This is a genomic window from Butyrivibrio proteoclasticus B316 (genome assembly GCF_000145035.1).
In the GTDB taxonomy this organism is placed as follows: Bacteria; Bacillota; Clostridia; order Lachnospirales; family Lachnospiraceae; genus Butyrivibrio; species Butyrivibrio proteoclasticus.
In genome coordinates this window covers 1,905,580-1,926,621 of record NC_014387.1, presented here as the reverse complement: position 1 = coordinate 1,926,621, position 21,042 = coordinate 1,905,580, and the positions used below count along the sequence as shown (strand labels likewise).

The 21,042-nt window shown below is 40.1% G+C and carries 21 protein-coding genes; all 21 read left to right on the top strand.

Annotation, left to right across the window (positions count from 1 at the left end):
• On the top strand, positions 1 to 3,558 hold the full coding sequence (gene smc / locus BPR_RS07995; RefSeq protein WP_013280964.1) for a chromosome segregation protein SMC: 3,558 nt from the start codon (positions 1 to 3) through the stop codon (positions 3,556 to 3,558).
• Entirely contained in the window at positions 3,558 to 4,472 is a 915-nt protein-coding gene (ftsY, locus tag BPR_RS07990; RefSeq protein WP_013280963.1) for a signal recognition particle-docking protein FtsY, read from the top strand. Before smc ends, ftsY begins: the two co-directional genes overlap by 1 nt.
• 74 nt (positions 4,473 to 4,546) lie before the next feature.
• Positions 4,547 to 5,773 carry a threonine ammonia-lyase gene (gene ilvA / locus BPR_RS07985; RefSeq protein WP_013280962.1) on the top strand — a complete coding sequence of 409 codons (1,227 nt, stop codon included), beginning with the start codon at positions 4,547 to 4,549 and terminating at the stop codon, positions 5,771 to 5,773.
• Position 5,774: 1 nt separating this feature from the next.
• Positions 5,775 to 6,656 (top strand): YitT family protein, encoded by an 882-nt coding sequence (locus tag BPR_RS07980; RefSeq protein WP_013280961.1) that lies wholly within the window; start codon positions 5,775 to 5,777, stop codon positions 6,654 to 6,656.
• Between the two features lie 2 nt (positions 6,657 to 6,658).
• Entirely contained in the window at positions 6,659 to 7,747 is a 1,089-nt protein-coding gene (locus BPR_RS07975; RefSeq protein ID WP_013280960.1) for a glycoside hydrolase family 25 protein, read from the top strand.
• 8 nt (positions 7,748 to 7,755) lie between these two features.
• The gene (locus BPR_RS07970; protein ID WP_013280959.1) at positions 7,756 to 8,646 is read left to right on the top strand and encodes an AraC family transcriptional regulator; all 891 of its coding nucleotides are present in this window, start codon (positions 7,756 to 7,758) and stop codon (positions 8,644 to 8,646) included.
• Positions 8,647 to 8,808: 162 nt separating this feature from the next.
• Entirely contained in the window at positions 8,809 to 9,156 is a 348-nt protein-coding gene (gene ylxM / locus BPR_RS07965) for a YlxM family DNA-binding protein (protein ID WP_013280958.1), read from the top strand.
• A gap of 3 nt (positions 9,157 to 9,159) precedes the next feature.
• Positions 9,160 to 10,533 (top strand): signal recognition particle protein, encoded by a 1,374-nt coding sequence (ffh, locus tag BPR_RS07960; protein ID WP_013280957.1) that lies wholly within the window; start codon positions 9,160 to 9,162, stop codon positions 10,531 to 10,533.
• Between the two features lie 85 nt (positions 10,534 to 10,618).
• Complete coding sequence (gene rpsP / locus BPR_RS07955; RefSeq protein ID WP_013280956.1) at positions 10,619 to 10,861, top strand: 30S ribosomal protein S16; 243 nt, start codon at positions 10,619 to 10,621, stop codon at positions 10,859 to 10,861.
• A gap of 77 nt (positions 10,862 to 10,938) precedes the next feature.
• The gene (locus BPR_RS07950; RefSeq protein WP_013280955.1) at positions 10,939 to 11,166 is read left to right on the top strand and encodes a KH domain-containing protein; all 228 of its coding nucleotides are present in this window, start codon (positions 10,939 to 10,941) and stop codon (positions 11,164 to 11,166) included.
• Between the two features lie 90 nt (positions 11,167 to 11,256).
• On the top strand, positions 11,257 to 12,078 hold the full coding sequence (trmD, locus tag BPR_RS07945; protein WP_013280954.1) for a tRNA (guanosine(37)-N1)-methyltransferase TrmD: 822 nt from the start codon (positions 11,257 to 11,259) through the stop codon (positions 12,076 to 12,078).
• An 18-nt stretch (positions 12,079 to 12,096) separates the two neighbouring features.
• A complete protein-coding gene (gene rimM / locus BPR_RS07940) occupies positions 12,097 to 12,609 on the top strand; it encodes a ribosome maturation factor RimM (RefSeq protein ID WP_013280953.1) in 513 nt (170 codons plus the stop codon).
• Positions 12,610 to 12,705: 96 nt separating this feature from the next.
• Positions 12,706 to 13,485: a uridine phosphorylase gene (udp, locus tag BPR_RS07935; protein ID WP_013280952.1), complete on the top strand. Its 780-nt coding sequence runs from the start codon at positions 12,706 to 12,708 to the stop codon at positions 13,483 to 13,485.
• Positions 13,486 to 13,557: 72 nt separating this feature from the next.
• On the top strand, positions 13,558 to 14,739 hold the full coding sequence (locus tag BPR_RS07930) for a BMP family lipoprotein (protein ID WP_013280951.1): 1,182 nt from the start codon (positions 13,558 to 13,560) through the stop codon (positions 14,737 to 14,739).
• Between the two features lie 160 nt (positions 14,740 to 14,899).
• Positions 14,900 to 16,441: an ABC transporter ATP-binding protein gene (locus BPR_RS07925; protein ID WP_013280950.1), complete on the top strand. Its 1,542-nt coding sequence runs from the start codon at positions 14,900 to 14,902 to the stop codon at positions 16,439 to 16,441.
• On the top strand, positions 16,441 to 17,583 hold the full coding sequence (locus BPR_RS07920) for an ABC transporter permease (RefSeq protein WP_013280949.1): 1,143 nt from the start codon (positions 16,441 to 16,443) through the stop codon (positions 17,581 to 17,583). Before BPR_RS07925 ends, BPR_RS07920 begins: the two co-directional genes overlap by 1 nt.
• A complete protein-coding gene (locus BPR_RS07915; RefSeq protein WP_013280948.1) occupies positions 17,580 to 18,524 on the top strand; it encodes an ABC transporter permease in 945 nt (314 codons plus the stop codon). The genes BPR_RS07920 and BPR_RS07915 overlap by 4 nt, the downstream gene beginning before the upstream one ends.
• Before the next feature lie 2 nt (positions 18,525 to 18,526).
• On the top strand, positions 18,527 to 18,952 hold the full coding sequence (cdd, locus tag BPR_RS07910) for a cytidine deaminase (protein ID WP_013280947.1): 426 nt from the start codon (positions 18,527 to 18,529) through the stop codon (positions 18,950 to 18,952).
• A 142-nt stretch (positions 18,953 to 19,094) separates the two neighbouring features.
• Positions 19,095 to 19,445 carry a 50S ribosomal protein L19 gene (gene rplS, locus BPR_RS07905; RefSeq protein ID WP_013280946.1) on the top strand — a complete coding sequence of 117 codons (351 nt, stop codon included), beginning with the start codon at positions 19,095 to 19,097 and terminating at the stop codon, positions 19,443 to 19,445.
• Between the two features lie 90 nt (positions 19,446 to 19,535).
• Positions 19,536 to 20,132, top strand: a complete 597-nt coding sequence (gene lepB, locus BPR_RS07900; protein ID WP_013280945.1) for a signal peptidase I — start codon at positions 19,536 to 19,538, stop codon at positions 20,130 to 20,132.
• Between the two features lie 15 nt (positions 20,133 to 20,147).
• Positions 20,148 to 21,029 (top strand): ribosome biogenesis GTPase YlqF, encoded by an 882-nt coding sequence (gene ylqF / locus BPR_RS07895; RefSeq protein ID WP_013280944.1) that lies wholly within the window; start codon positions 20,148 to 20,150, stop codon positions 21,027 to 21,029.
• Positions 21,030 to 21,042 lie beyond the last annotated feature (13 nt).

The window sequence follows — 21,042 nt, the reverse complement described above, 5'->3', positions numbered from 1 at the left end:
ATGTATTTAAAAAGTATTGAGATACATGGCTTTAAATCTTTTGCCAATAAAATAAAGTTTGATTTTCATAATGGTATTACAGGTATAGTTGGACCTAATGGCTCAGGTAAGAGTAATGTTGCTGATGCTGTCAGATGGGTTTTGGGTGAACAGCGTATCAAGCAGCTGAGAGGCGGTTCTATGCAGGATGTTATATTCTCCGGAACAGAGCTTCGTAAACCTCTTGGCTATGCCTATGTTGCCATTACTTTGGATAATTCAGATCATTCACTGGCTATTGATTATGATGAGGTTACTGTTTCCAGGAGATTATATAGATCCGGAGAGAGTGAGTACATGATCAATGGCTCTTCTTGCCGTCTCAAGGACGTCAATGAACTCTTTATGGATACCGGTATCGGTAAGGAAGGCTACTCCATTATCGGACAGGGCCAGATCGATCAGATCCTTTCCAGTAAGCCTGAGGATAGGAGAAATCTTTTTGACGAGGCTGCAGGTATCGTTAAATTCAAATCCCGTAAGGAAACTGCAATTAAAAAGCTTGAGGAGGAGAAGATAAACCTCACAAGACTTAGTGATATTCTCTCGGAGCTTGAGAAACAGATTGGACCTTTGGAAAAACAGTCAGAGGTAGCCAAGGAATATCTCAAATTTAGAGAGAGGCTTAAGACACTTGACGTTAATATGTTCCTGGTTGAGAACAGAAATCAGAAACAGCAGCTCGAAGATGCTGAGAAGAATCTTGAAATAGCTGTTAATTCTTTAGAACAGGCCAGAACAAGCTACGACAAGACAAAAGAAGAATATGAGAACATTCAGAAAAAGCTTGAAATTCTGGATGCTGAAATAGATGAAGCAAGAGCAAGGATAACAGACTCTTCTGTTAAAAAGGAAAAACTAGAAGGCCAGATTGGTATTCTTAATGAGAAGATCAAGGCTGCTTCTGCCAATGATGCTCATTTTAAGCAGAGAATGCAGGATGAACAGACCAAGATTTCTGAGAAGAATTCAGAAAAAGACAAATATCTTGCCGATAAGGCTGAGATAGATGAGGCTGTAGAGGAGCTTTCTGTTAAGCGTAATGAAGTCAGAAAAGAGCTTGATGCTGTAATTCTCAAGATATCTAATATTAACGACGAAATTGAGGAATGCAAGAACACAATTATTGAAACTCTTGGTACAAGGGCTACTATCAAATCAAAGCTTAGTTCCCTTGAGACCATGAAAGAGCAGGTAAATATCCGTAAGGCTGAACTTACAAGTAAGCTTGTTCGCGCAAGATCAGATGAGTCAAGACAGGAAGAGATCATCAAGAAGCTCAGGGATGAGTTTGACGCTATTACTGCAACGATTTCTGAGATGAACAAGAAGCAGAAAGAGACTGAACAGGAAGTTGTTCGTATCCGTGAGGGTATGAACCTCAAGGATACTGAGCTTCGCAAGACTACTGAGAAATATCAGCAGGAGAAGTCAAGACTTGAAGCATTGGCAAATCTTACTGAGAGATATGAGGGTTATGGCGGCAGCGTCAAGAAGGTAATGGAGAGAAAGGATGACACTAAGGGTATTATTGGTGTTGTTGCAGACATTATCAAAACTGAACCCAAGTATGAAACTGCTATTGAAGTTGCCCTTGGCGGTAATATTCAGAATATCGTAACTGATGATGAAGAAACAGCCAAGAAAATGATCAAGTACCTCAAGGATACCAAGGCTGGTCGTGCTACTTTTTTACCTTTGACATCACTTGATAACCCTCAGGAACTCAAGGCTAAAGAAGCTCTTGAAGAACCAGGCGTCCTGGGTATGGCAGATGAACTTGTTACAACCGATCCTAAGTACAGAAGCGTTGCTAAGGCTATGCTCGGTAGAATTGTGGCTGTTGACAATGTAGACAATGCTGTAAAAATAGCCAGAAAGTTTAATTATACAATCAGAATGGTAACACTTGAGGGTGAACTTCTTGTGCCCGGTGGTGCTATTAGCGGTGGTGCTTTCAAGAATAATAGCAATCTTCTTGGTAGAAGACGTGAAATGGATGAGCTTGAGAGCAATGTCAAAAAGTACAAAGAGAGAATTGACGAGCTCAAAAAAGAACTTGAAGAAGACAGAGAAAAGCGTAATGAGCTGAGGACTGTGGTAGAGGAACTTCGAGCAGAACTTCAGGGTAAGTTTATTGAGCAGAATACCGCAAGACTCAATGTAGAGAATGAAGAAAAGCGTCAGAGAGAACAGAAGGGCAATTATACAGACCTTAAGGCAGAAAATGATGATATAGAGGCTAAACTCAAGGAAATTGCAGAGGAAAGAGGTAAGTCCGAGTCGGCTCTTTTAGAATCAGAGGAACTTGAGAAAGAGTGCTCTGCCAAGGTTGAGAAGTATCAGAAAGAGCTTGAAGGCCTTCACGAAATAGAAGAAACTGAGAACGAGAAAGTTGCAAAGTGGGATATTGAATACGAGAAGATAGCCCAGAAACAGGAATTTGCCCAGCTCAATATTGATCGTATAACTGATGACATTGAGAATGAACAGAAAGCTCTTGATGAGATTGTAGAAAACCTTAACAACAACGCTCTTTCACTTGAACAGAGCAAAAAGGATATTGAAGAAATAAGGCTTACTATTGAAGCTTCAACGAATGTCCATGATGAGACCAGCAAGGAACTTGAGGATAAGAAGAAGCAGAAGGGCGAACTTACCGAGGCACAGAAGGAATTCTTTGGCAAGACAGAGGAGCTTAATAATCAGATGTCCAGTCTTGATAAAGAAGTAACTCGTCTTACTTCCAAAAAAGAAAAGTGTAAGGAAGCTATAGAGTCACAGATCAATTACATGTGGGATGAGTATGAAATTACTCTTACAGATGCGGCTGAACTTAGAGATGAGGATATGACTGATGTTCCGGCCATGAGAAAAGAAACATCTTCTCTTAAGGACTCTATTAGAAAACTTGGCGACGTTAATGTGAATGCCATTGAAGATTACAAGAATCTTATGGAACGATATACCTTCATGAAAACTCAGCATGATGATCTTGTAGAAGCTGAGGAACAGCTTAAAGGTATTATCAAGGATCTTGATGAGTCAATGCGTAAGCAGTTCATAGAACAGTTCCACAGGATCAATACAGAATTTGACAAGGTATTCAAGGAAATGTTCGGAGGTGGTAAAGGAACTCTCGAGCTTAATGAAGAAGAGGATGTTCTTGAGGCAGGCATTAGAATTAATGCTCAGCCACCTGGTAAGAAGCTTGTTAATATGATGCAGATGTCCGGTGGAGAGAAGGCTCTTACTGCGATAGCGTTACTATTTGCTATTCAGAATCTTAAACCTTCACCATTCTGTCTATTGGATGAGATTGAGGCGGCACTTGACGAGAATAACGTTGTACGTTTTGCCAGATATCTGCATAAGCTGTCCAGTACACAGTTCATTGTAATTACCCATAGGCGTGGTACAATGGAAAGTGCTGACAGACTGTATGGTATTACGATGCAGGAAAAGGGCGTTTCTACGCTTGTCAGTGTCAACCTGATCGATAAGGAGCTAACGAATTAATGGCAAATGGATTTTTTTCTAAATTACAACAGGGTCTTTCCAAGACCAGAGATAGCATAGCTAAAGGTATAGATAATGTTTTTAGCGGCTATTCTAATATAGATGATGATTTCTATGAGGAGTTAGAGGAAACTCTGATAATGGGTGACATTGGTATAAATGCCACCAGCAAGATCATGGATGAACTTAGAAGCCAGGTCAAGGACAGACACATCAAGGATCCTCAGGAGTGCAAACAACTTCTTATAGAAGATATCAGAAATCAGATGCATACAGATGAGAATGCCTATGATTTTGAAGATAAGAAGACAGTTATTTTTGTTATTGGCGTTAATGGAGTTGGCAAAACTACTTCGGTAGGTAAGCTTGCATCCATTTACAAGAAAAAGGGCAAGAAAGTTCTTATAGCAGCTGCGGATACTTATAGAGCTGCAGCTACTGAGCAGCTTCAGTCCTGGGCTGACAGAGCTGGTACACCTATAGTATCCGGCAGAGAAGGGGCAGATCCTGCCAGTGTTATTTATGATGCTGTTGGCGCATTTAAAGCAAGAGATATTGATATCTTGATCGTAGATACTGCAGGAAGACTCCATAACAAGAAGAATCTGATGGAAGAGCTTGCCAAGATGAACAGAATCATAGATAAAGAGCTTGGAAATGTCTGCAGAGAGAACTTTATAGTTCTTGATGGTACTACAGGACAGAATGCTCTTAATCAGGCAAGAGAATTCGGAGAAGCAGCCCAGCTTACAGGAATAGTTCTTACTAAGCTTGATGGTACAGCAAAAGGGGGAATTGCCGTGGCTATAGTATCCGAACTTAACATTCCTGTTAAGTATATTGGAGTTGGCGAAGGCCTTGATGATCTTGAAAGATTTAATTCAGACGAGTTTGTGGATGCTTTGTTTGAATGATGACTTTTTGAAAAAATGGTGCTGATTACCTCATGCACCGGAGGATGAGAATAATTAGTTGGAGGAGCGGCATAATGGCAGATGAAAAGAAGATGACTCTTGATAAGTTTGAAGAGGCTTATGAAGATGTTAAAAGAGTAACTCTTGAAACCAAGCTTATTTACAGTGATTATTGGAGCAATTGCACAGGAAATAAGGTCTATCTCAAACCTGAGAACCTTCAGAGAACCGGCGCATATAAGGTTAGGGGAGCATATTATAAGATTACAACTCTTTCTGATGAAGAGCGTAAGAAAGGTCTTATTACTGCATCTGCCGGTAACCATGCTCAGGGCGTTGCTTATGCAGCTAAATGCTACGGAGTTAAGGCTACTATTGTCATGCCTACTTCTACTCCTCTTATAAAGGTTAACAGAACCAAGGCTCTTGGAGCTGAGGTTGTTCTTCATGGAAATGTCTATGATGAGGCTTATGAGAAGGCTTTAGAGCTTTCTCAGGAATACGGCTATACAATGGTTCATCCCTTTGATGATCTTGATGTTGCAACCGGACAGGGAACAATTGCAATGGAAATCATCAAGGAGCTTCCAACTGTAGATTATATCCTTGTTCCAATCGGGGGCGGCGGCCTTGCTACAGGTGTTTCGACGCTTGCCAAGCTTCTCAATCCCAAGATTAAAGTTATTGGTGTTGAACCTGCAGGAGCAAATTGTATGCAGGAATCAATCAAGGCCGGACATGTAGTTGCGCTTCCTTCTGTTAATACGATTGCAGATGGTACAGCAGTTAAGAAGCCAGGAGAGAAGATTTTCCCATATCTGTCTGAAAACATTGATGATATCATTACAGTTCCTGATGAGGATCTGGTAGTATCATTCCTTGATATGGTAGAGAACCACAAAATGGTTGTTGAGAATTCTGGCCTTTTATCAGTTGCAGCTCTTAAACAGCTCGACTGCAAGGACAAGAAAATTGCCTGTGTTCTTTCTGGCGGCAACATGGATATTATAACAATGTCATCTGTTGTTCAGCAGGGCCTTATCATGAGAGACAGGATATTTACAGTTTCTGTGCTCCTTCCTGATAAACCTGGAGAATTATCAAGAGTTGCCGGTGTTATTGCGGGCGTTAACGGTAATGTGATCAAGCTTGAGCATAATCAGTTTGTTTCAATTAACAGGAATGCGGCTGTAGAACTTAGAATAACTCTTGAGGCTTTTGGAAGTGAGCATAAGGAACAGATCATTGAAGCTCTTAACACTGAAGGCTATAAACCAAGGATTGTAAGGACAAATATTTAATATGAGCAGTACAAATAAAACAAGCATTAAGGCCAGACTTAAGGACTATCTTTTGATTACTTTTGCATCCTCTATATACGGACTTGCAACAGCACTTTTGGTAGATCCCAACAATATAGCTCCAGGTGGTATAACAGGTCTTGCCATTGTTCTTAACAGGATTGTTCCTATAGGAACCGGTATGTGGTTTCTTTTTATGAATATTCCTATTTTGATCGTGGCTATTTGGAAGTTTGGTATAAGATTTACTATTTCAACTATTTACGCAACTGCGGTTATATCTTTAACTACAGATTTTTTCAGTACCTATTTATCGGCATTTTATATAAATGATATTATTTTGGGTGTGACTATTGGAAGTGCTCTTTCTGCAGTAGCTATGGGCATTATCTTTAAATCACATGCTACAAGTGGCGGTACTGATGTTATAATTAAGATACTAAGACTTAAATATCCTCACATCAAAACGGGCATGTTATATATTATGACCGATGTGATAGTCCTTATCATTGCGGGTATCGTGTTTCAGGATATTACAGCAGCATTATATTCATTCATTTCAGTAATGGTTACTTCATCAGTACTTGATCTTGTACTTTATGGAAGGGATGGAGCCAAGCTGATTTATATTATCTCGGATCATCCGGATATTATTACGGCAAGGCTTCTTGATGAATTGGATATAGGAGCAACTCACGTGTTTGCACAGGGTGCATATAGTGGTGAGAAGAAAAAGGTTATCATGTGCGCTATCAAGAAAAGGCTATCACCAATGGCTGAAGATATTGTGAGGGAAGAAGATCCCAATGCATTTATGATAGTTACCAGCGCAAGTGAGATATTTGGAGAAGGATATAAAAGTTATTTTGACGAGAGAATGTGAGCATGAATAATACTTCCCAGGATACCAGAGAACGAATTGGCGTTAGAAATTCGCATAACATAATTTCAATTATCTTTTTAAGTCTAGTAGCTCTTTTGGCACTGTCATTCAGTGTCATGCTGCTTATTAAGAATGCTTCCTTAAAGAGAGAAGAGGAAGCAGTCAGAAGCGAACTTGAGGCTCTTAATGAGGAAGGCTATTATACGTTGACTGAAGCTGACAAGCTTATTGAAAATGCCAAGGAAGAGACAAGGGTAGAGACTACAAACTCTATAAAAGAGAAAATACAGGAAAAGCTTGAAGCGGGTGAGGGGACTACCAGTACTATAAGATCTCTTTTCCCGGACCAGATGGTAGTTGCCAGCTCCGGAAGGTATTACTTTTTTCCTATTTTGGATTCTATAGCTCACCATGGCTTTACAGAGGAAGATTTTGAAGTTGGTGAGGACGGTTTCCTTGAATATGTCGGCGAGGATGGTTCTGTAAATGTCAAAAAAGGTGTCGATGTATCAAGGTTTCAGGGGAAGATTGACTGGGACAAGGTTGCAGATGCAGGTATTGATTTTGCTTTTATAAGAGTGGGCCTTAGAGGTACTACAGAGGGTAAGATACTTGTAGATGACTGCTTTGAAGATAATATAAAGGGCGCAACTGCAAGTGGCATAGATGTAGGCGTATACTTTTATTCACAGGCAGTTAATGAAGAAGAAGCGCTTGATGAGGTTCAGCTGGTTCTCGATATGATAGAGCCTTATGAGGTCAAATATCCTGTCGTTATCGATGTAGAATCAGCAGACTCTGATTCTGCCAGGACCAATGAACTTACATCTGACCAGTATGAGGCAGTGGTGCATACTTTCTGTGATACAGTCAGAAGTGCAGGCTACAAGCCTATGATCTATGGTAATGTTAAATCATACACTCTTTTGATGGACGCTCAGGATGTTGATGACTATGATATTTGGATAGCATATTATGGAACTCCTCTGTATTATCCATATCATTTTGATGTATGGCAGTTTACATCTTCCGGTAAAGTGGCCGGAATTGATGGCAACGTTGATCTTGATATTTGTATAACTGACTATTGAGAAAAAAGATGACCAAAGATTACGATGAAAAAATACCTTATTCTGATTATGAACAGAAGGGATATCTCGAACAGGATTTTCGGTTCTTTCACATTAAGGACCGAATAAATATAGACGTTCCTTATCATTATCATGATTTTCACAAGGTTATTCTGATACTTGGCGGTAATGTTAAATATTTGATCGAAGGACGGGAGTATGAACTCCTGCCCTTCGATTTTGTGCTTGTAAACAGGCATCTTATTCACAAACCTGTCACATATCAAAACGAGGGTGATCTGTCTGGTGATGGTGGCAAAAATGATTATTATGACAGAGTGATATTGTATCTTAGTGATGGCTTTCTTAGTAAGTACGGACTTCTTGATGCCTTTGCCAAAGCCAAAGAAATCGGTAGCTATGTGGTGAGATTTCCTGGAGACGTCAGCACCAGTTTATATGAACAGTTTATAAAGATAGAGCGTGATATTCAGAGAGAGAAGGATGAATATGCCGGAGAACTTCTGACAAGGATAGATGTTTTGAAGGCTCTTATCGATTTTAATAAAGCCTGCATAAGTGAGGATTTTGGCTTTAAACCTGAAGCAAGATATAATCGAAAGGTTATAGAACTTATCAACTATATAACAGAAAATTTGTCCGGAGATCTTTCTATTGATTATCTTGCTGACCACTTTTATATGAGTAAGTATCATATGATGAGAGTGTTCAAAAATGAGACTGGCTATTCCATTCATCAGTATATATCCGAAAAGAGAATTCTTTATGCCAGAAATCAGATAATGTCAGGAATACCTGCAACTACAGCTTGCCTTGAATGTGGCTTTAAGGACTATTCCTCTTTTAGTAGAGCTTTTAAAAATCAGCTTGGGATGCTTCCGTCAGATATAAAAAGTTAGGCTGATTTCGTAAGTTTGGTTCTGAAGCATATAAGAATAGTGTACTTACAGTTGATATTAAGTCTTGGATTTGTACTTTGATAAGTGTCAAGAAAAAATACTTGACACTTATTTTGTTTTTGTATATTATATCATTTGTGTTTAATGGTAAAGAGGGTACATATGAAGAAAATCGTAGAGCAAGGCTTGTTGTATGATTTTTATGGCGAGCTTCTAACTGAACATCAGAAGGAAATATATGAGGCCGCTGTTTATAATGATATGTCTCTTACCGAGATTGCTGATGAGAATGGAATCAGCAAGCAAGGGGTGCATGATCTGATCAAGAGATGCACCAATACTCTTCAGGGATATGAAGACAGACTTCATATGATCAGAAGGTTTGAGGCCATCAAGGCTGAAGCCCAGGCTTTGGATGTGATAGCCACAGACTTGGGAAATGACCTGAGTGATGAACTTAGAGACAGACTTAAATCCATTTCGGGAAAACTAATCGAGGAGCTAACATAATAAATGGCTTTTGAAAGTCTTACAGATAAACTTCAAAATGTATTTAGAAACCTTCGCGGTAAGGGCCGTCTTACGGAAGAAGATGTTAAGCTTGCTTTAAAAGAAGTCAAGATGGCACTTTTGGAAGCTGATGTCAGCTTCAAGGTTGTTAAGCAGTTTATTTCAGCGGTTCAGGAGAGAGCGGTTGGTGAGGATGTTTTAAATGGTCTTAATCCTGGACAGATGGTTATCAAGATTGTTAATGAGGAAATGATTTCCCTCATGGGATCTGAGACCACTGAGATCAAGCTTCAGCCTACTAATGAGATTACTGTTCTTATGATGTGCGGTCTTCAGGGTGCAGGTAAGACAACTACTGCAGCCAAGATTGCCGGCAAGCTCAAGCTGAAGGGCAGAAAACCTCTTCTTGTAGCCTGCGATATATACAGACCTGCAGCTATTGATCAGTTACAGATCAATGCCAGCAAGCAGGAAGTTGATTTCTTTACACTTGGATCACATGCTGACCCGGTTGATATTGCCAAGGCTTCAATTGAAGAAGCCAGGAAAAAAGGCAACAATGTAGTGATCATTGATACAGCCGGACGACTGCAGATTGATGATATCATGATGCAGGAGCTTGTAGATATTAAGAACGCTGTAGGCGTTCATCAGACTCTTCTTGTTGTTGATGCCATGACTGGTCAGGAGGCAGTTAATGTTGCTTCTGAATTCAATGAAAAAGTCGGAGTTGATGGAATCATCCTTTCCAAGATGGATGGTGATTCCAGAGGTGGTGCTGCTCTTTCTACCAAGGCGGTTACAGGGAAGCCTATTCTTTATGTGGGCATGGGCGAGAAGCTTTCTGATCTGGAGCAGTTCTATCCTGACAGAATGGCTAGTCGTATCCTTGGAATGGGAGATGTGCTGAGTCTTATTGATAAGGCCGTTGAGGCTAATGCCGAGAGAGATGCAGAAAAAGATCGTGAAATGGCCCAGAAGATGAAGAAGGGCAAGATCGATTTTGAAATGTATCTTGAGAGTATGAAGGCCATGCGCAATATGGGAGGCCTTTCATCTATTATGGGCATGCTTCCGGGAATGGGCAAGATCAGTGATGATATGCTTCCTGATGAGAAACAGCTTGCGAGAATCGAGGCAATAGTACTTTCTATGACTCCTGAGGAACGTAAGAATCCTAAACTTATGAGCCCTCAGAGGAAATTTAGGATTGCCAAGGGATCAGGCAATGATATTGCTGATGTTAACCGATTTATCAAACAGTTCGAACAGATGCAGAAGATGATGAAACAGATGCCCGGACTTATGGGTGACAAGCGTGGATTTGGTAAATTCGGAGGCTTTGGCGGTTTTAAGGGCGGCAAGTTCCCGTTTTGATATGTCTATCAGCTATAATTAGCTGTTTTACACATATAAGCAAATAAATATCTATCTTAATTTTTTTAAATGGAGGAAATTTAAAATGGCAGTAAAAATGAGATTAAAGAGAATTGGTAAGAAGAAGGTTCCTTTCTACAGAATTATCGTTTCTGATTCAAAGGCTCCTGTACAGGGTAAGTTCATCGATGAGATCGGAACATACGATCCTAACACAGATCCTAGCACAGTTAAGATCAACGAGGAGCTCGCTAAGAAGTGGCTCGCTAATGGTGCACAGCCAACTGAGTCAGTTGCTAAGCTTCTTAAGCAGGCCGGCATTAAATAATTAGGTTATATGTAGAGCTATTTCCGATTCTTGGCTCATACAAATAACTATAACAATAAGTTGCCGGGGGTTAATCAATGAAAGAATTAGTTGAAGTTATCGCAAAAGCGCTAGTTGATAATCCGGATGAAGTTGTTGTTTCCGAGAAAACAGACGGGCGTAATATTATGATCGAGCTTCATGTAGCACCTTCAGACATGGGCAAGGTTATTGGCAAGCAGGGACGTATTGCTAAGGCAATCAGAGCTGTTGTTAAGGCTGCATCTACCAGAGATAATCTCAAGGTGGACGTTGAGATAGTTTGATTAGACCTCAAGTTGCCAGTTAATGAGTCGAATAGGGCTTTTGCTTTATTCGACTCTTAATGTATAAAAAAATATATACGAGAACGATTCATGAATTTTCATATTATGACGCTTTTCCCAGAGATGATCATGGGAAGCTTATCCAGTAGTATTACTGGAAGAGCAAGCGATAAAGGATATATTTCTTTTAACGCTATCAATATCAGAGACTTTTCTAAAGATAAACATCATAAGGTTGACGACTATACATATGGAGGCGGTGCAGGTATGCTTATGCAGGCACAGCCTATTTATGATTGCTATAAATCTATTGAACAGGATATTCTTGATAAGGGATGTAAATCTCCAAGAGTAATATATGTTACTCCTCAAGGTTCAGTTTTTAACCAGAAAATGGCACAGGAACTTGCCAGTGAAGAAAATCTGGTTTTTTTGTGTGGCCATTATGAAGGAGTGGATGAGAGGGTACTGGAAGAAATAGTTACTGACTATGTTTCGATTGGTGATTATGTCCTGACAGGAGGCGAGCTTCCTGCCATGGTTATGATCGATGCTATTTCAAGACTGGTTCCCGGCGTTCTCAATAACGATGAATCTGCGATGACAGAGAGTTTTAATAATTATCTGTTGGAATATCCTCAGTATTCAAGGCCGGAGGAATGGATGGGCAAAAAGGTTCCGCCTATTCTTCTTTCAGGTGATCACAAGAAGGTTGATGAGTGGAGACTTGAACAGTCAGTTATCAGAACAAAAGAGCGAAGACCTGATCTTTATGAAAAGTGGCTCGCAGAAAATCCACCTAAACCGGAGAAGAAAAAGCGCAGAAAAAAGAAAGCTGCAGAACCGTTAGCAAGTGAAGAAATGGCTAATGATAATACAACAGAAGATAACAATATTGGAACAATCAGTTGATAATATATGGAGAATAGAATGACAGACAGATTTCAAGTCGGAGTAATCGCATCTACGCATGGTTTACAGGGGGAAGTAAATGTCTTTCCTACAACCGAGGATCCTAACAGATTCAAGAAGCTCAAGAAAGTTACACTTCACACTCAGAGAGGTGAGGAAATTGAGCTTGACGTGCAGAGCGCAAGATTTTTTAAAAAATTTGTTATTGTTAAGTTCAAACAGTATAACAATATAAATGATGTTGAAAAATTCAGGGGCTGTGAACTTACTATTGAACGTAAAGATGCCATAAAACTTGAACCGGGTGAGTATTATTGCGCAGATCTGATGGGGCTTGATATAGTCGATGAAGATGGAAACAAGCTTGGTGTTGTTACAGATATTATTCAGACCGGGGCTAATGATGTTTATGAGATGGCCAGAGAAGGCTCTGATGAAAAGGTATACATACCTGTAATTAAGGACTGCGTCAGAAATATTGATGTAAATGGCGGAAAAATAACAATTCATGTACTTGAAGGATTGCTATAATTTTTATATAATGAAGTGCTGATGACTTTTGTTTAAAAATAACATATAATTAAGTTATTGGAATAAAATCTTTATTAATTTTTGGGGAAAATAATTATGGTTGATTATACAGAAGGTGCTGGTTATCAGTACCATACTCATGTGAAAAAAGGTGATGTAGGCCGTTACGTTATTCTGACGGGGGATCCCGGAAGGTGTGAGACTATATCACGTCTATTTGATAATCCCAGATTCGTAGCTTATAACAGAGAATACAATACTTACACAGGAACTATCGATGGAGAGATGGTTACTGTTATGTCCCATGGTATCGGTGGCGCTTCAACAGCAATTGCAGTAGAAGAGCTTGCTAAGTGTGGTGCTGATACTTTTATTAGAATGGGTACATCTGGTGGTATGCAGGATGATGTTATCGGTGGCGACATTGTAATTGCAAATGGAGCTATTCGTGCAGAGGGCACATCCAAGGAATATGCACCGATTGAGTATCCCGCAGTAGCGTCTTTTGATGTAGTTAACGCTTTGGTAGAAGGTGCCAAGGAAGCTGGTGCTAAATATCATGTTGGCGTCGTACAGTGTAAGGATTCTTTCTTTGGTCAGCATGAACCGGAGACTAAGCCTGTTGGTCCTGAGCTCTTGTATAAATGGGATGCCTGGATCAAGTGCGGAGCTCTTTGCTCTGAGATGGAATCATCTACACTTTTCATAGTTGGTAATTATTTGAGATGTAGAACCGGTGCGGTTATGCTTGTTGTAGCTAACCAGGAGAGGGCCAAGAAGGGGCTGTCCAATCCACAGGTTCACGAGATGGATGACGTTTACCGTACAACAATTGGCGCTATTAAACGCCTCATAGCTATGGATAAAGCCTTATAAGGTTTTATTATAAAAAGTCAACCAATTCAAAATGGAGGGAAATTATGAAAAAGAGACTTTTTGTCAGTTCTTATGGCTGCGACAATGGTAGCTTCTCTTGTAGCTTGTGGTTCAACAGAAGCACCTGCAACAGAGACACCTGCTACAGAAGCTCCTGCTACAGAAGAGGCAGCTCCAGCAGCAGACAACACAGAGGCTCCTGCTGCAACAGAGGCAGCTTCTGACCTCAAGATCGCTATGATCACAGACTCTGGTGACATCACAGATATGTCATTCAACCAGACAACTTATGAGGCTTCAGATGCTTTCGCTAAGGCTAATGGTCTTGAGTTCCAGTACTACAAGCCAACAGAAGACTCTGATGAGGCTCGTACAGCTGCTTTCAACAATGCTGTTGCAGATGGTTACAACGTAATTGTTGTTCCTGGATATCTTTTCGCAGGAATGATCGCTGCAGTAGCTGATGCTAACCCAGATGTAACAATCATCGCTCTTGATGTTTCACAGGGTGACTTCGAAGGCGCTGGCATGACAGAGCTTCCTGCTAACGTATGCTCATTCACATACCAGGAAGAGCTTGCTGGTTACATGGCTGGTTACGCTGTAGTTAAGGAAGGCTACAAGAAGCTTGGTTTCCTTGGCGGTATGGCAGTTCCTGCTGTTGTTCGTTATGGTTACGGTTTCGGTCAGGGTGCAGATGCTGCAGCTACAGAGCTCGGCATTGCTTCTGACGTAGAAGTTAACTATGTATACGGCGGACAGTTCTTCGGCGACGAAGCTATTACAGCTACAATGGATACATGGTATTCTAACGGAACAGAGATCGTATTTGCTTGCGGCGGCGGTATCTTCACATCAGCTGGTGAGGCTGCTAAGAAGGTAGACGGCAAGGTTGTTGGTGTTGACGTTGATCAGTCTGGCACAATCGATGGACTTTATGGCGAAGGTGTTTGCGTAACATCTGCTATGAAGGGTCTTGCTGCTACAGTCAATGCAACACTTACAGATGTAGTTGCTGGTAACTGGGCTGCTCACTCAGGAAAGATTGAGAACCTTGGTATCGTTTCAGGTGATGATCCATCACTTAACTATGTTCAGCTTCCAACAGAGACATGGTCAATGACAAACTTCACAGTTGACGATTACAAGGCTCTTGTTAAGTCAATGGCTGATGGCTATGTAACAGTAGATAGTAATATCGATGTTCAGCCTACAACAGCTATCAAAGTTACAACATTTGATAACATTCACTAATTAAATATTAGTAATCTATGTTGTTCTTTCAAAAGGGAAGGAAACTTATTCCTTCCCTTTTTTACAAGAACATAATAATTTCCATTACAGGTTAGCTGTGTAGTAGTGGGAATTATTATGGTTTTGCCATGAAAAATTTTGTTAGGAAGGTGTTTTAATTATGGATGATTATGTAATTGAGATGTTGCATATCACAAAAGAGTTTCCTGGCATAATTGCAAATGATGATATCACTTTGCAGTTAAAAAAAGGTGAGATTCATGCACTTCTTGGGGAGAATGGTGCAGGAAAATCGACTCTTATGAGCGTCCTCTTTGGTCTTTATACACCAGAGAAGGGTGTAATCAAGAAAGATGGTAAAGAGGTTACCATCAAAAATCCTAATGATGCAACTGACCTTGGTATAGGTATGGTGCATCAGCATTTCATGTTAGTAGATATCTTCTCAGTTCTTGATAATATTATTCTGGGAGCTGAGCCTAGTAAATTTGGCTTTTTGACCAAAAAAGACGCAAGGAAGAAGGTTCTTGCTCTTTCCGAGAAGTATAATCTTAAGGTTGATCCCGATGCTCTTATTGAGGATATTACTGTTGGTATGCAACAGCGTGTTGAAATCCTTAAGATGTTATACAGAGATAATGATATCCTCATTTTTGATGAACCTACTGCAGTGCTCACCCCTCAGGAAATTGATGAGCTCATGAAGATTATGAAGAACCTTGCAGCGGAAGGTAAGTCTATTCTTTTCATTACTCACAAGCTTAATGAGATCATGGAAGTTGCAGATCGTTGTACAATCCTCAGAAGAGGTAAGTATATCGGTACTGTTAATGTTGCAGATACTACCAAGGAAGAACTGTCATCTATGATGGTAGGCCGTGATGTTAAATTTGCGGTTGACAAGGAAGAGGCTAAACCTGGTAAGGAAATACTCAGAGTAGAGAATGTCTGTGTAAAGAGTAAGATTCATCAGAATGACTCTGTTCACAATGTTTCCTTCAATGTACGAGAGGGCGAGATTGTTTGTATCGCCGGTATTGATGGAAATGGGCAGACTGAATTTATTGGAGCACTTACAGGTCTTGATGACATTTCAAGCGGTACTATCAAATTTATGGGTGATGATATCACGCATAAGTCTATCCGATACAAGAATACTCATGGTATGAGCCATGTTCCGGAAGACAGACATAAGCATGGTCTTGTACTTGATTATACTCTTGAAGAAAACATGATTCTTCAAAGATACTTTGAACCTCAGTTTTCTAAGCATGGTTTCATCAAGAAGAATGAGATGAGAGAGTATTCAGACAGACTTACAGAAGAATTTGATGTAAGATCAGGTCGTGGAGCTCAGACAATTGTAAGATCTATGTCCGGTGGTAATCAGCAGAAAGCTATTATTGCCAGAGAAATGGACAGAGAGCATAAGCTTTTGGTAGCTGTACAGCCAACAAGAGGACTTGATGTTGGTGCTATCGAATATATCCATAAAGAAATTGTTAAACAGCGTGATGAGGGATGTGCTATCTTATTGGTTTCACTTGAGCTTGAAGAGGTTATGAACCTTTCAGACAGAATTCTGGTTATGCATGATGGTGAGATCGTTGGAGAAGTTGATCCTAAGACAACAACACTTCAGGAACTTGGATTATATATGTCCGGAGCAAAACATGATGAGAGAAAGGAGGTATTTAGGTAATGAAAGAGAAGTCTAGTTTCTTTAAGAAACCTGCAGTTCAAACTATATTAGCATCAGTCCTATGTGCCGTCCTTGGTATTTTATTAGGTTATATTATTCTTCTTTGTATGAATCCAGCTCATGCAACGGAAGGTATGGTTGCAATTCTTAAGAACTTCTTTAAATTCAGTGCTAAGCCTCAGCAGCTTATGTACTATCTTGGTTCAACCCTGGTTAAGGCTGTTCCTGTTATTCTCTGTTCAGAAGCTATCCTTTTTGCATATAAGGCTGGCCTTTTCAATATTGGAGCAGCTGGACAATATACAGTAGGCATTCTCGCCAGTCTTTATACATCATTGGCGCTTGGCTGGAACTGGTTTTTCTGTCTTCTTGCAGCAGTGATAGCTGGAGCTTTATGGGGAGCTATTTGTGGATTCTTCAAGGCTTTCTGTAATGTCAATGAAGTTATTGCAGGCATTATGCTCAACTGGATATCACTTTATATCTGTAATATTATTCTTGGTAATGAGACTTGCATGAATACAACCAAGTCCGAGACATATGATATAGCAGCCAAGAACCCATCAGGAATACTTCCCGGATTTTTACAGGGCGTTTTTGGTAAGAACCAATATATGACAATTGCTGTTCCTATTACAGTAATTGTTGCTATTGTTATCTTGCTTGTTCTTAGCAAGACAACTTTTGGATATGAGCTCAAGGCAACCGGACATAATAAGGATGCAGCCAAGTATGCAGGAATGAACGCAAAGAGAAATATTGTGCTGACACTGCTTATTTCAGGCGCTATTTCAGGTCTTGCTGCTGCTCTTTATTATCTTACAAGTATTGAACATTACAAGATTGCTTCATCTGTTCCCGGAATGGGATTTTCAGGAATTGCTGTAGCTTTCCTTGGAGGTCTTCATCCTATAGGGGCAATTGTTGCAGGTCTTTTCGTTGAGTACATTACACTTGGCGGTCAGTACCTTAATACTAATTATTTCAATCCACAGGTTGCGGATCTGATGATTGCTATCATCATTTATCTCTGCGGATTTGTGCTTTTCTTTAAAACTATTATCAATAAGCCTAAAAAGGTACAAAAGAGTAATACTGAGGCTGGCAAAAATGCATCAGCTAAGAAGGAGGTGCAGAGATGATACTACTGATTCAATACACACTCATCTTCTCAGCAGTACTTATCCTTGTTGCTTTGGGCGGAATGTTTTCAGAGCGAAGCGGTATTATCAATCTGGGACTTGAAGGTATAATGGTATTTGGAGCAATGGCTGGAGCTATGGTAATGGTTCTTCTGCCGGAATCAGCTTCTAAATTTACAATCGTGTCTCTTACGCTTATTGCAGCAGCTCTTGCAGGAATGATCTCTTCATTGCTCATTGGTGTTGCATGCATCTATTTCAAGGCTGATCAGACACTTATTGGTACAGCTGTAAATATGCTTGCTACAGCAGCTGCTACAGTTATTGTTAAGGCTTTTAACACTAATCGCTCAAAAGGATCAGATTTTTCTGCTAAGCTTGATTATGTCAGAGGACATGATGCTTTTATGTTTAACATTGGAGCTTTACAGCTTAGCTGGTTTGTAGTGATTGCTGCAGTTCTTCTTGTGGCTGCGATTATCTTTTTCTATAAAACCAAATTTGCACTTAGACTTCGTGCTTGCGGTGAGCATCCTCAGGCTGCTGATTCTGTAGGTATTAATGTATATGTTATGAGATATTCAGGAGTGCTTTTGTCAGGTTTTCTGGCTGGACTTGGCGGCATTATATATATTGCGGCTGCCAACTCTACATGGCACTTTGATTATGGTGTTGCAGGCGCAGGCTTCCTTGCACTTGCTGTTATGATCTTTGGCCAGTGGAAGCCCGAGAGAATTGCATGGTCTGCTGTACTCTTTGCAGTATTCAGATCACTGTCAAATGTATATATGGGTATTGGTTTCCTTCAGGCACTTAAGATTCCTGGAACTGTTTACAATATGTTCCCTTATATAGTTTCTCTTATCGTACTTGCATTTACATCACAGAAGTCCAGAGCTCCTAAGGCAGAAGGAATTCCATATGATAAGGGGTCTAGATAAAAATGACAAAAGAACAGATTGAAAATCTTATAGAAAAAGCATTGGATATGAGAAATTATTCTTATACTCCATATTCACATTACAATGTTGGGGCTGCACTTCTTGCTGCTAATGGCACTATATATACGGGCTGCAACATAGAAAATGCTTCTTTTACACCGACAAATTGTGCTGAGCGTACAGCTTTCTTTAAGGCTGTAAGCGAGGGCGTTAAGGAATTTACAGCAATTGCCATCTGTGGAGGAGCTGATGGAGCAACAGAATTGGATGATTGCAGTCCTTGCGGAGTTTGTAGACAGGTTATGAGTGAGTTCTGCAGAGATGAGTTCATTATCATTTGTGCTAAATCTACAACAGATTATAAAACTTATACACTGCCTGAAATATTACCTGACAGATTTGGTCCTGTTAATCTTCTGGGAAAATAATTGTGTTTGATGTTGACTTCTCCATATGCTCTGTGTTATAGTATAGTACGTTGTGATAATCAGACGGTCCTCTGCTATGACATTTAGTAATTATTTTAATCATGGTTCGTGGCAAGAACGTCCATAGAATAGGAGAAGAAATATGAGTACAATTATCGAAGAGCTCGAGAAAGAGCAGCTGAACGCTAATGCGCCTCAGTTCCACACAGGTGATACTGTAAGAGTACACGCTAAGATCAAGGAAGGAAACCGTGAAAGAGTTCAGGTTTTCGAGGGAACTGTTAAGAAGATCCAGGGCGGTAGCAACCGTACAACTTTCACAGTAAGAAAAGAGTCTTACGGTGTTGGCGTTGAGAAGACATGGCCACTTCACTCACCTATCGTTGAGAAGGTTGAAGTTATCAGAAGAGGTAAGGTAAGAAGAGCTAAGCTGAACTACCTTAAGGGACTTACAGGTAAGAAAGCTAAGGTTAAGGAACTTGTTACCAGATAATTTGTTTGCTAGAGGCAGTTACTTTTTAGTAATTGCCTCTTTTTGTTTGCGCGCCGAGGCGGCAAAAAGAACGTTTGGGGAGCACATAATATGCGTCGTAGGAAAAAGAATACTTTATCATTCAGTCAGAAAAAGAAGATTATTACTCCTAAGCTTATCAGGGAGATTTTTTCCTGGATTACTGTCACTATCTTTGCAGTAGCTTTGGCTGCTGTATTTGTTTTTTTATTTGGCATGCAGGTCAAGGTTATTGGTGATTCTATGGAACCTTCTGCCTATAATGGTCAGACAGTTCTTGTTAACAAGCTTGTTCTTAAAATATTAGGGCCATCTACCGGTGATATAGTAGTTTTTTTACCAAATGGAAATGTTAATTCTCATTATTATGTAAAAAGAGTTGTAGCAGGCCCCGGGGATAAGGTTCAGATCATAGATGGACTTTTATATATAAATGGAGAAGTTCAGACTGAAGACCAGGATAAGTATGATAAAATGGAAGATGCAGGGATAGCATCAAACGAAATAACACTAAAGAGTGGTGAATACTTTGTTCTTGGTGATAACAGAAATAGTAGTGAGGACTCAAGAAGTGCTAATATTGGACTGGTTTCGACCAACATGATGATTGGAAAAGCCTGGTTTAAGTTAGGGCAAAATGGTCACTCAGGTGGTTTTATATTAGATTAAGAAAGTGGTGAATAGATGAATTATCAGTGGTATCCGGGACATATGACCAAAGCGGTCAGAATGATGCAGGAGAATATTAAACTTATCGATATCATTATAGAGCTGACTGATGCCAGAATTCCGGCATCCGGTAGAAATCCTGATATTGATGAGCTGGGTAAGAACAAGTTCAGACTTATAATACTGAATAAGGCTGATCTTGCAGATCCTCAGGTTACCAGGGAGTGGAAGGAATATTATCAGAAGACAGGTGCTTTTGTTATGGAAATGAATTCCAAAACCGGTAATGAGGCCGCAAAAGTTAAGGATTTGGTGACAAAGGCATGCGCTGAAAAAATAGAGCGTGACAAGAAACGCGGAATAGTTGGCAGACCAATAAGGGCTATGGTTGCAGGAATACCTAATGTTGGAAAGTCTACTTTTATCAATAAACTAGCAGGCAAAGCTTCCGCAAAGACCGGAAATAAGCCGGGAGTAACCAAGGGAAAACAATGGATAGCGCTTGGTAAAAACATGCAGCTTTTAGATACTCCTGGAATTCTATGGCCTAAGTTTGAGGATGAGACTGTGGGACTTCATCTTGCTCTTATAGGTTCAATGAATGATGAAAATCTTGATACGACAGAACTTGCCTGTGAACTTATTAAAATCCTTAAAGAATCCTACCCAAATGCCATAAGTGAGAAGTATAATATAAGTGAGGATCAAATTGCTGAGCTTTCAAATGAGCAGTATGCAACGCCATCAAGTGCTGTTTTATCAGCAATAGCTATCAACAGAAAATGCTTTAAACAGGGCGCTCAGCCTGATATGGACAGGGCAGCGGCGCTTCTTTTGGATGATTTTAGAAACGGCCGTCTTGGCAAGATATCTATCGAGCGTCCGGAAAAAGAGTAAACTAAGTGCATTG

Excerpts from the sequence above, each read along its gene's own strand:
- BPR_RS07930 (WP_013280951.1), top strand. The coding sequence starts at position 13,558 with ATGGCTGCGACAATGGTAGCTTCTCTTGTAGCTTGTGGTTCAACAGAA.
- BPR_RS07980 (WP_013280961.1), top strand. The coding sequence starts at position 5,775 with ATGAGCAGTACAAATAAAACAAGCATTAAGGCCAGACTTAAGGACTAT.
- ftsY (WP_013280963.1), top strand. The coding sequence starts at position 3,558 with ATGGCAAATGGATTTTTTTCTAAATTACAACAGGGTCTTTCCAAGACC.
- smc (WP_013280964.1), top strand. The coding sequence starts at position 1 with ATGTATTTAAAAAGTATTGAGATACATGGCTTTAAATCTTTTGCCAAT.
- trmD (WP_013280954.1), top strand. The coding sequence starts at position 11,257 with ATGAATTTTCATATTATGACGCTTTTCCCAGAGATGATCATGGGAAGC.
- ylxM (WP_013280958.1), top strand. The coding sequence starts at position 8,809 with ATGAAGAAAATCGTAGAGCAAGGCTTGTTGTATGATTTTTATGGCGAG.
- lepB (WP_013280945.1), top strand. The coding sequence starts at position 19,536 with ATGCGTCGTAGGAAAAAGAATACTTTATCATTCAGTCAGAAAAAGAAG.
- BPR_RS07925 (WP_013280950.1), top strand. The coding sequence starts at position 14,900 with ATGGATGATTATGTAATTGAGATGTTGCATATCACAAAAGAGTTTCCT.
- BPR_RS07915 (WP_013280948.1), top strand. The coding sequence starts at position 17,580 with ATGATACTACTGATTCAATACACACTCATCTTCTCAGCAGTACTTATC.
- rimM (WP_013280953.1), top strand. The coding sequence starts at position 12,097 with ATGACAGACAGATTTCAAGTCGGAGTAATCGCATCTACGCATGGTTTA.
- BPR_RS07975 (WP_013280960.1), top strand. The coding sequence starts at position 6,659 with ATGAATAATACTTCCCAGGATACCAGAGAACGAATTGGCGTTAGAAAT.
- ylqF (WP_013280944.1), top strand. The coding sequence starts at position 20,148 with ATGAATTATCAGTGGTATCCGGGACATATGACCAAAGCGGTCAGAATG.
- ilvA (WP_013280962.1), top strand. The coding sequence starts at position 4,547 with ATGGCAGATGAAAAGAAGATGACTCTTGATAAGTTTGAAGAGGCTTAT.
- ffh (WP_013280957.1), top strand. The coding sequence starts at position 9,160 with ATGGCTTTTGAAAGTCTTACAGATAAACTTCAAAATGTATTTAGAAAC.
- BPR_RS07950 (WP_013280955.1), top strand. The coding sequence starts at position 10,939 with ATGAAAGAATTAGTTGAAGTTATCGCAAAAGCGCTAGTTGATAATCCG.
- cdd (WP_013280947.1), top strand. The coding sequence starts at position 18,527 with ATGACAAAAGAACAGATTGAAAATCTTATAGAAAAAGCATTGGATATG.
- rplS (WP_013280946.1), top strand. The coding sequence starts at position 19,095 with ATGAGTACAATTATCGAAGAGCTCGAGAAAGAGCAGCTGAACGCTAAT.
- BPR_RS07970 (WP_013280959.1), top strand. The coding sequence starts at position 7,756 with ATGACCAAAGATTACGATGAAAAAATACCTTATTCTGATTATGAACAG.
- rpsP (WP_013280956.1), top strand. The coding sequence starts at position 10,619 with ATGGCAGTAAAAATGAGATTAAAGAGAATTGGTAAGAAGAAGGTTCCT.
- BPR_RS07920 (WP_013280949.1), top strand. The coding sequence starts at position 16,441 with ATGAAAGAGAAGTCTAGTTTCTTTAAGAAACCTGCAGTTCAAACTATA.
- udp (WP_013280952.1), top strand. The coding sequence starts at position 12,706 with ATGGTTGATTATACAGAAGGTGCTGGTTATCAGTACCATACTCATGTG.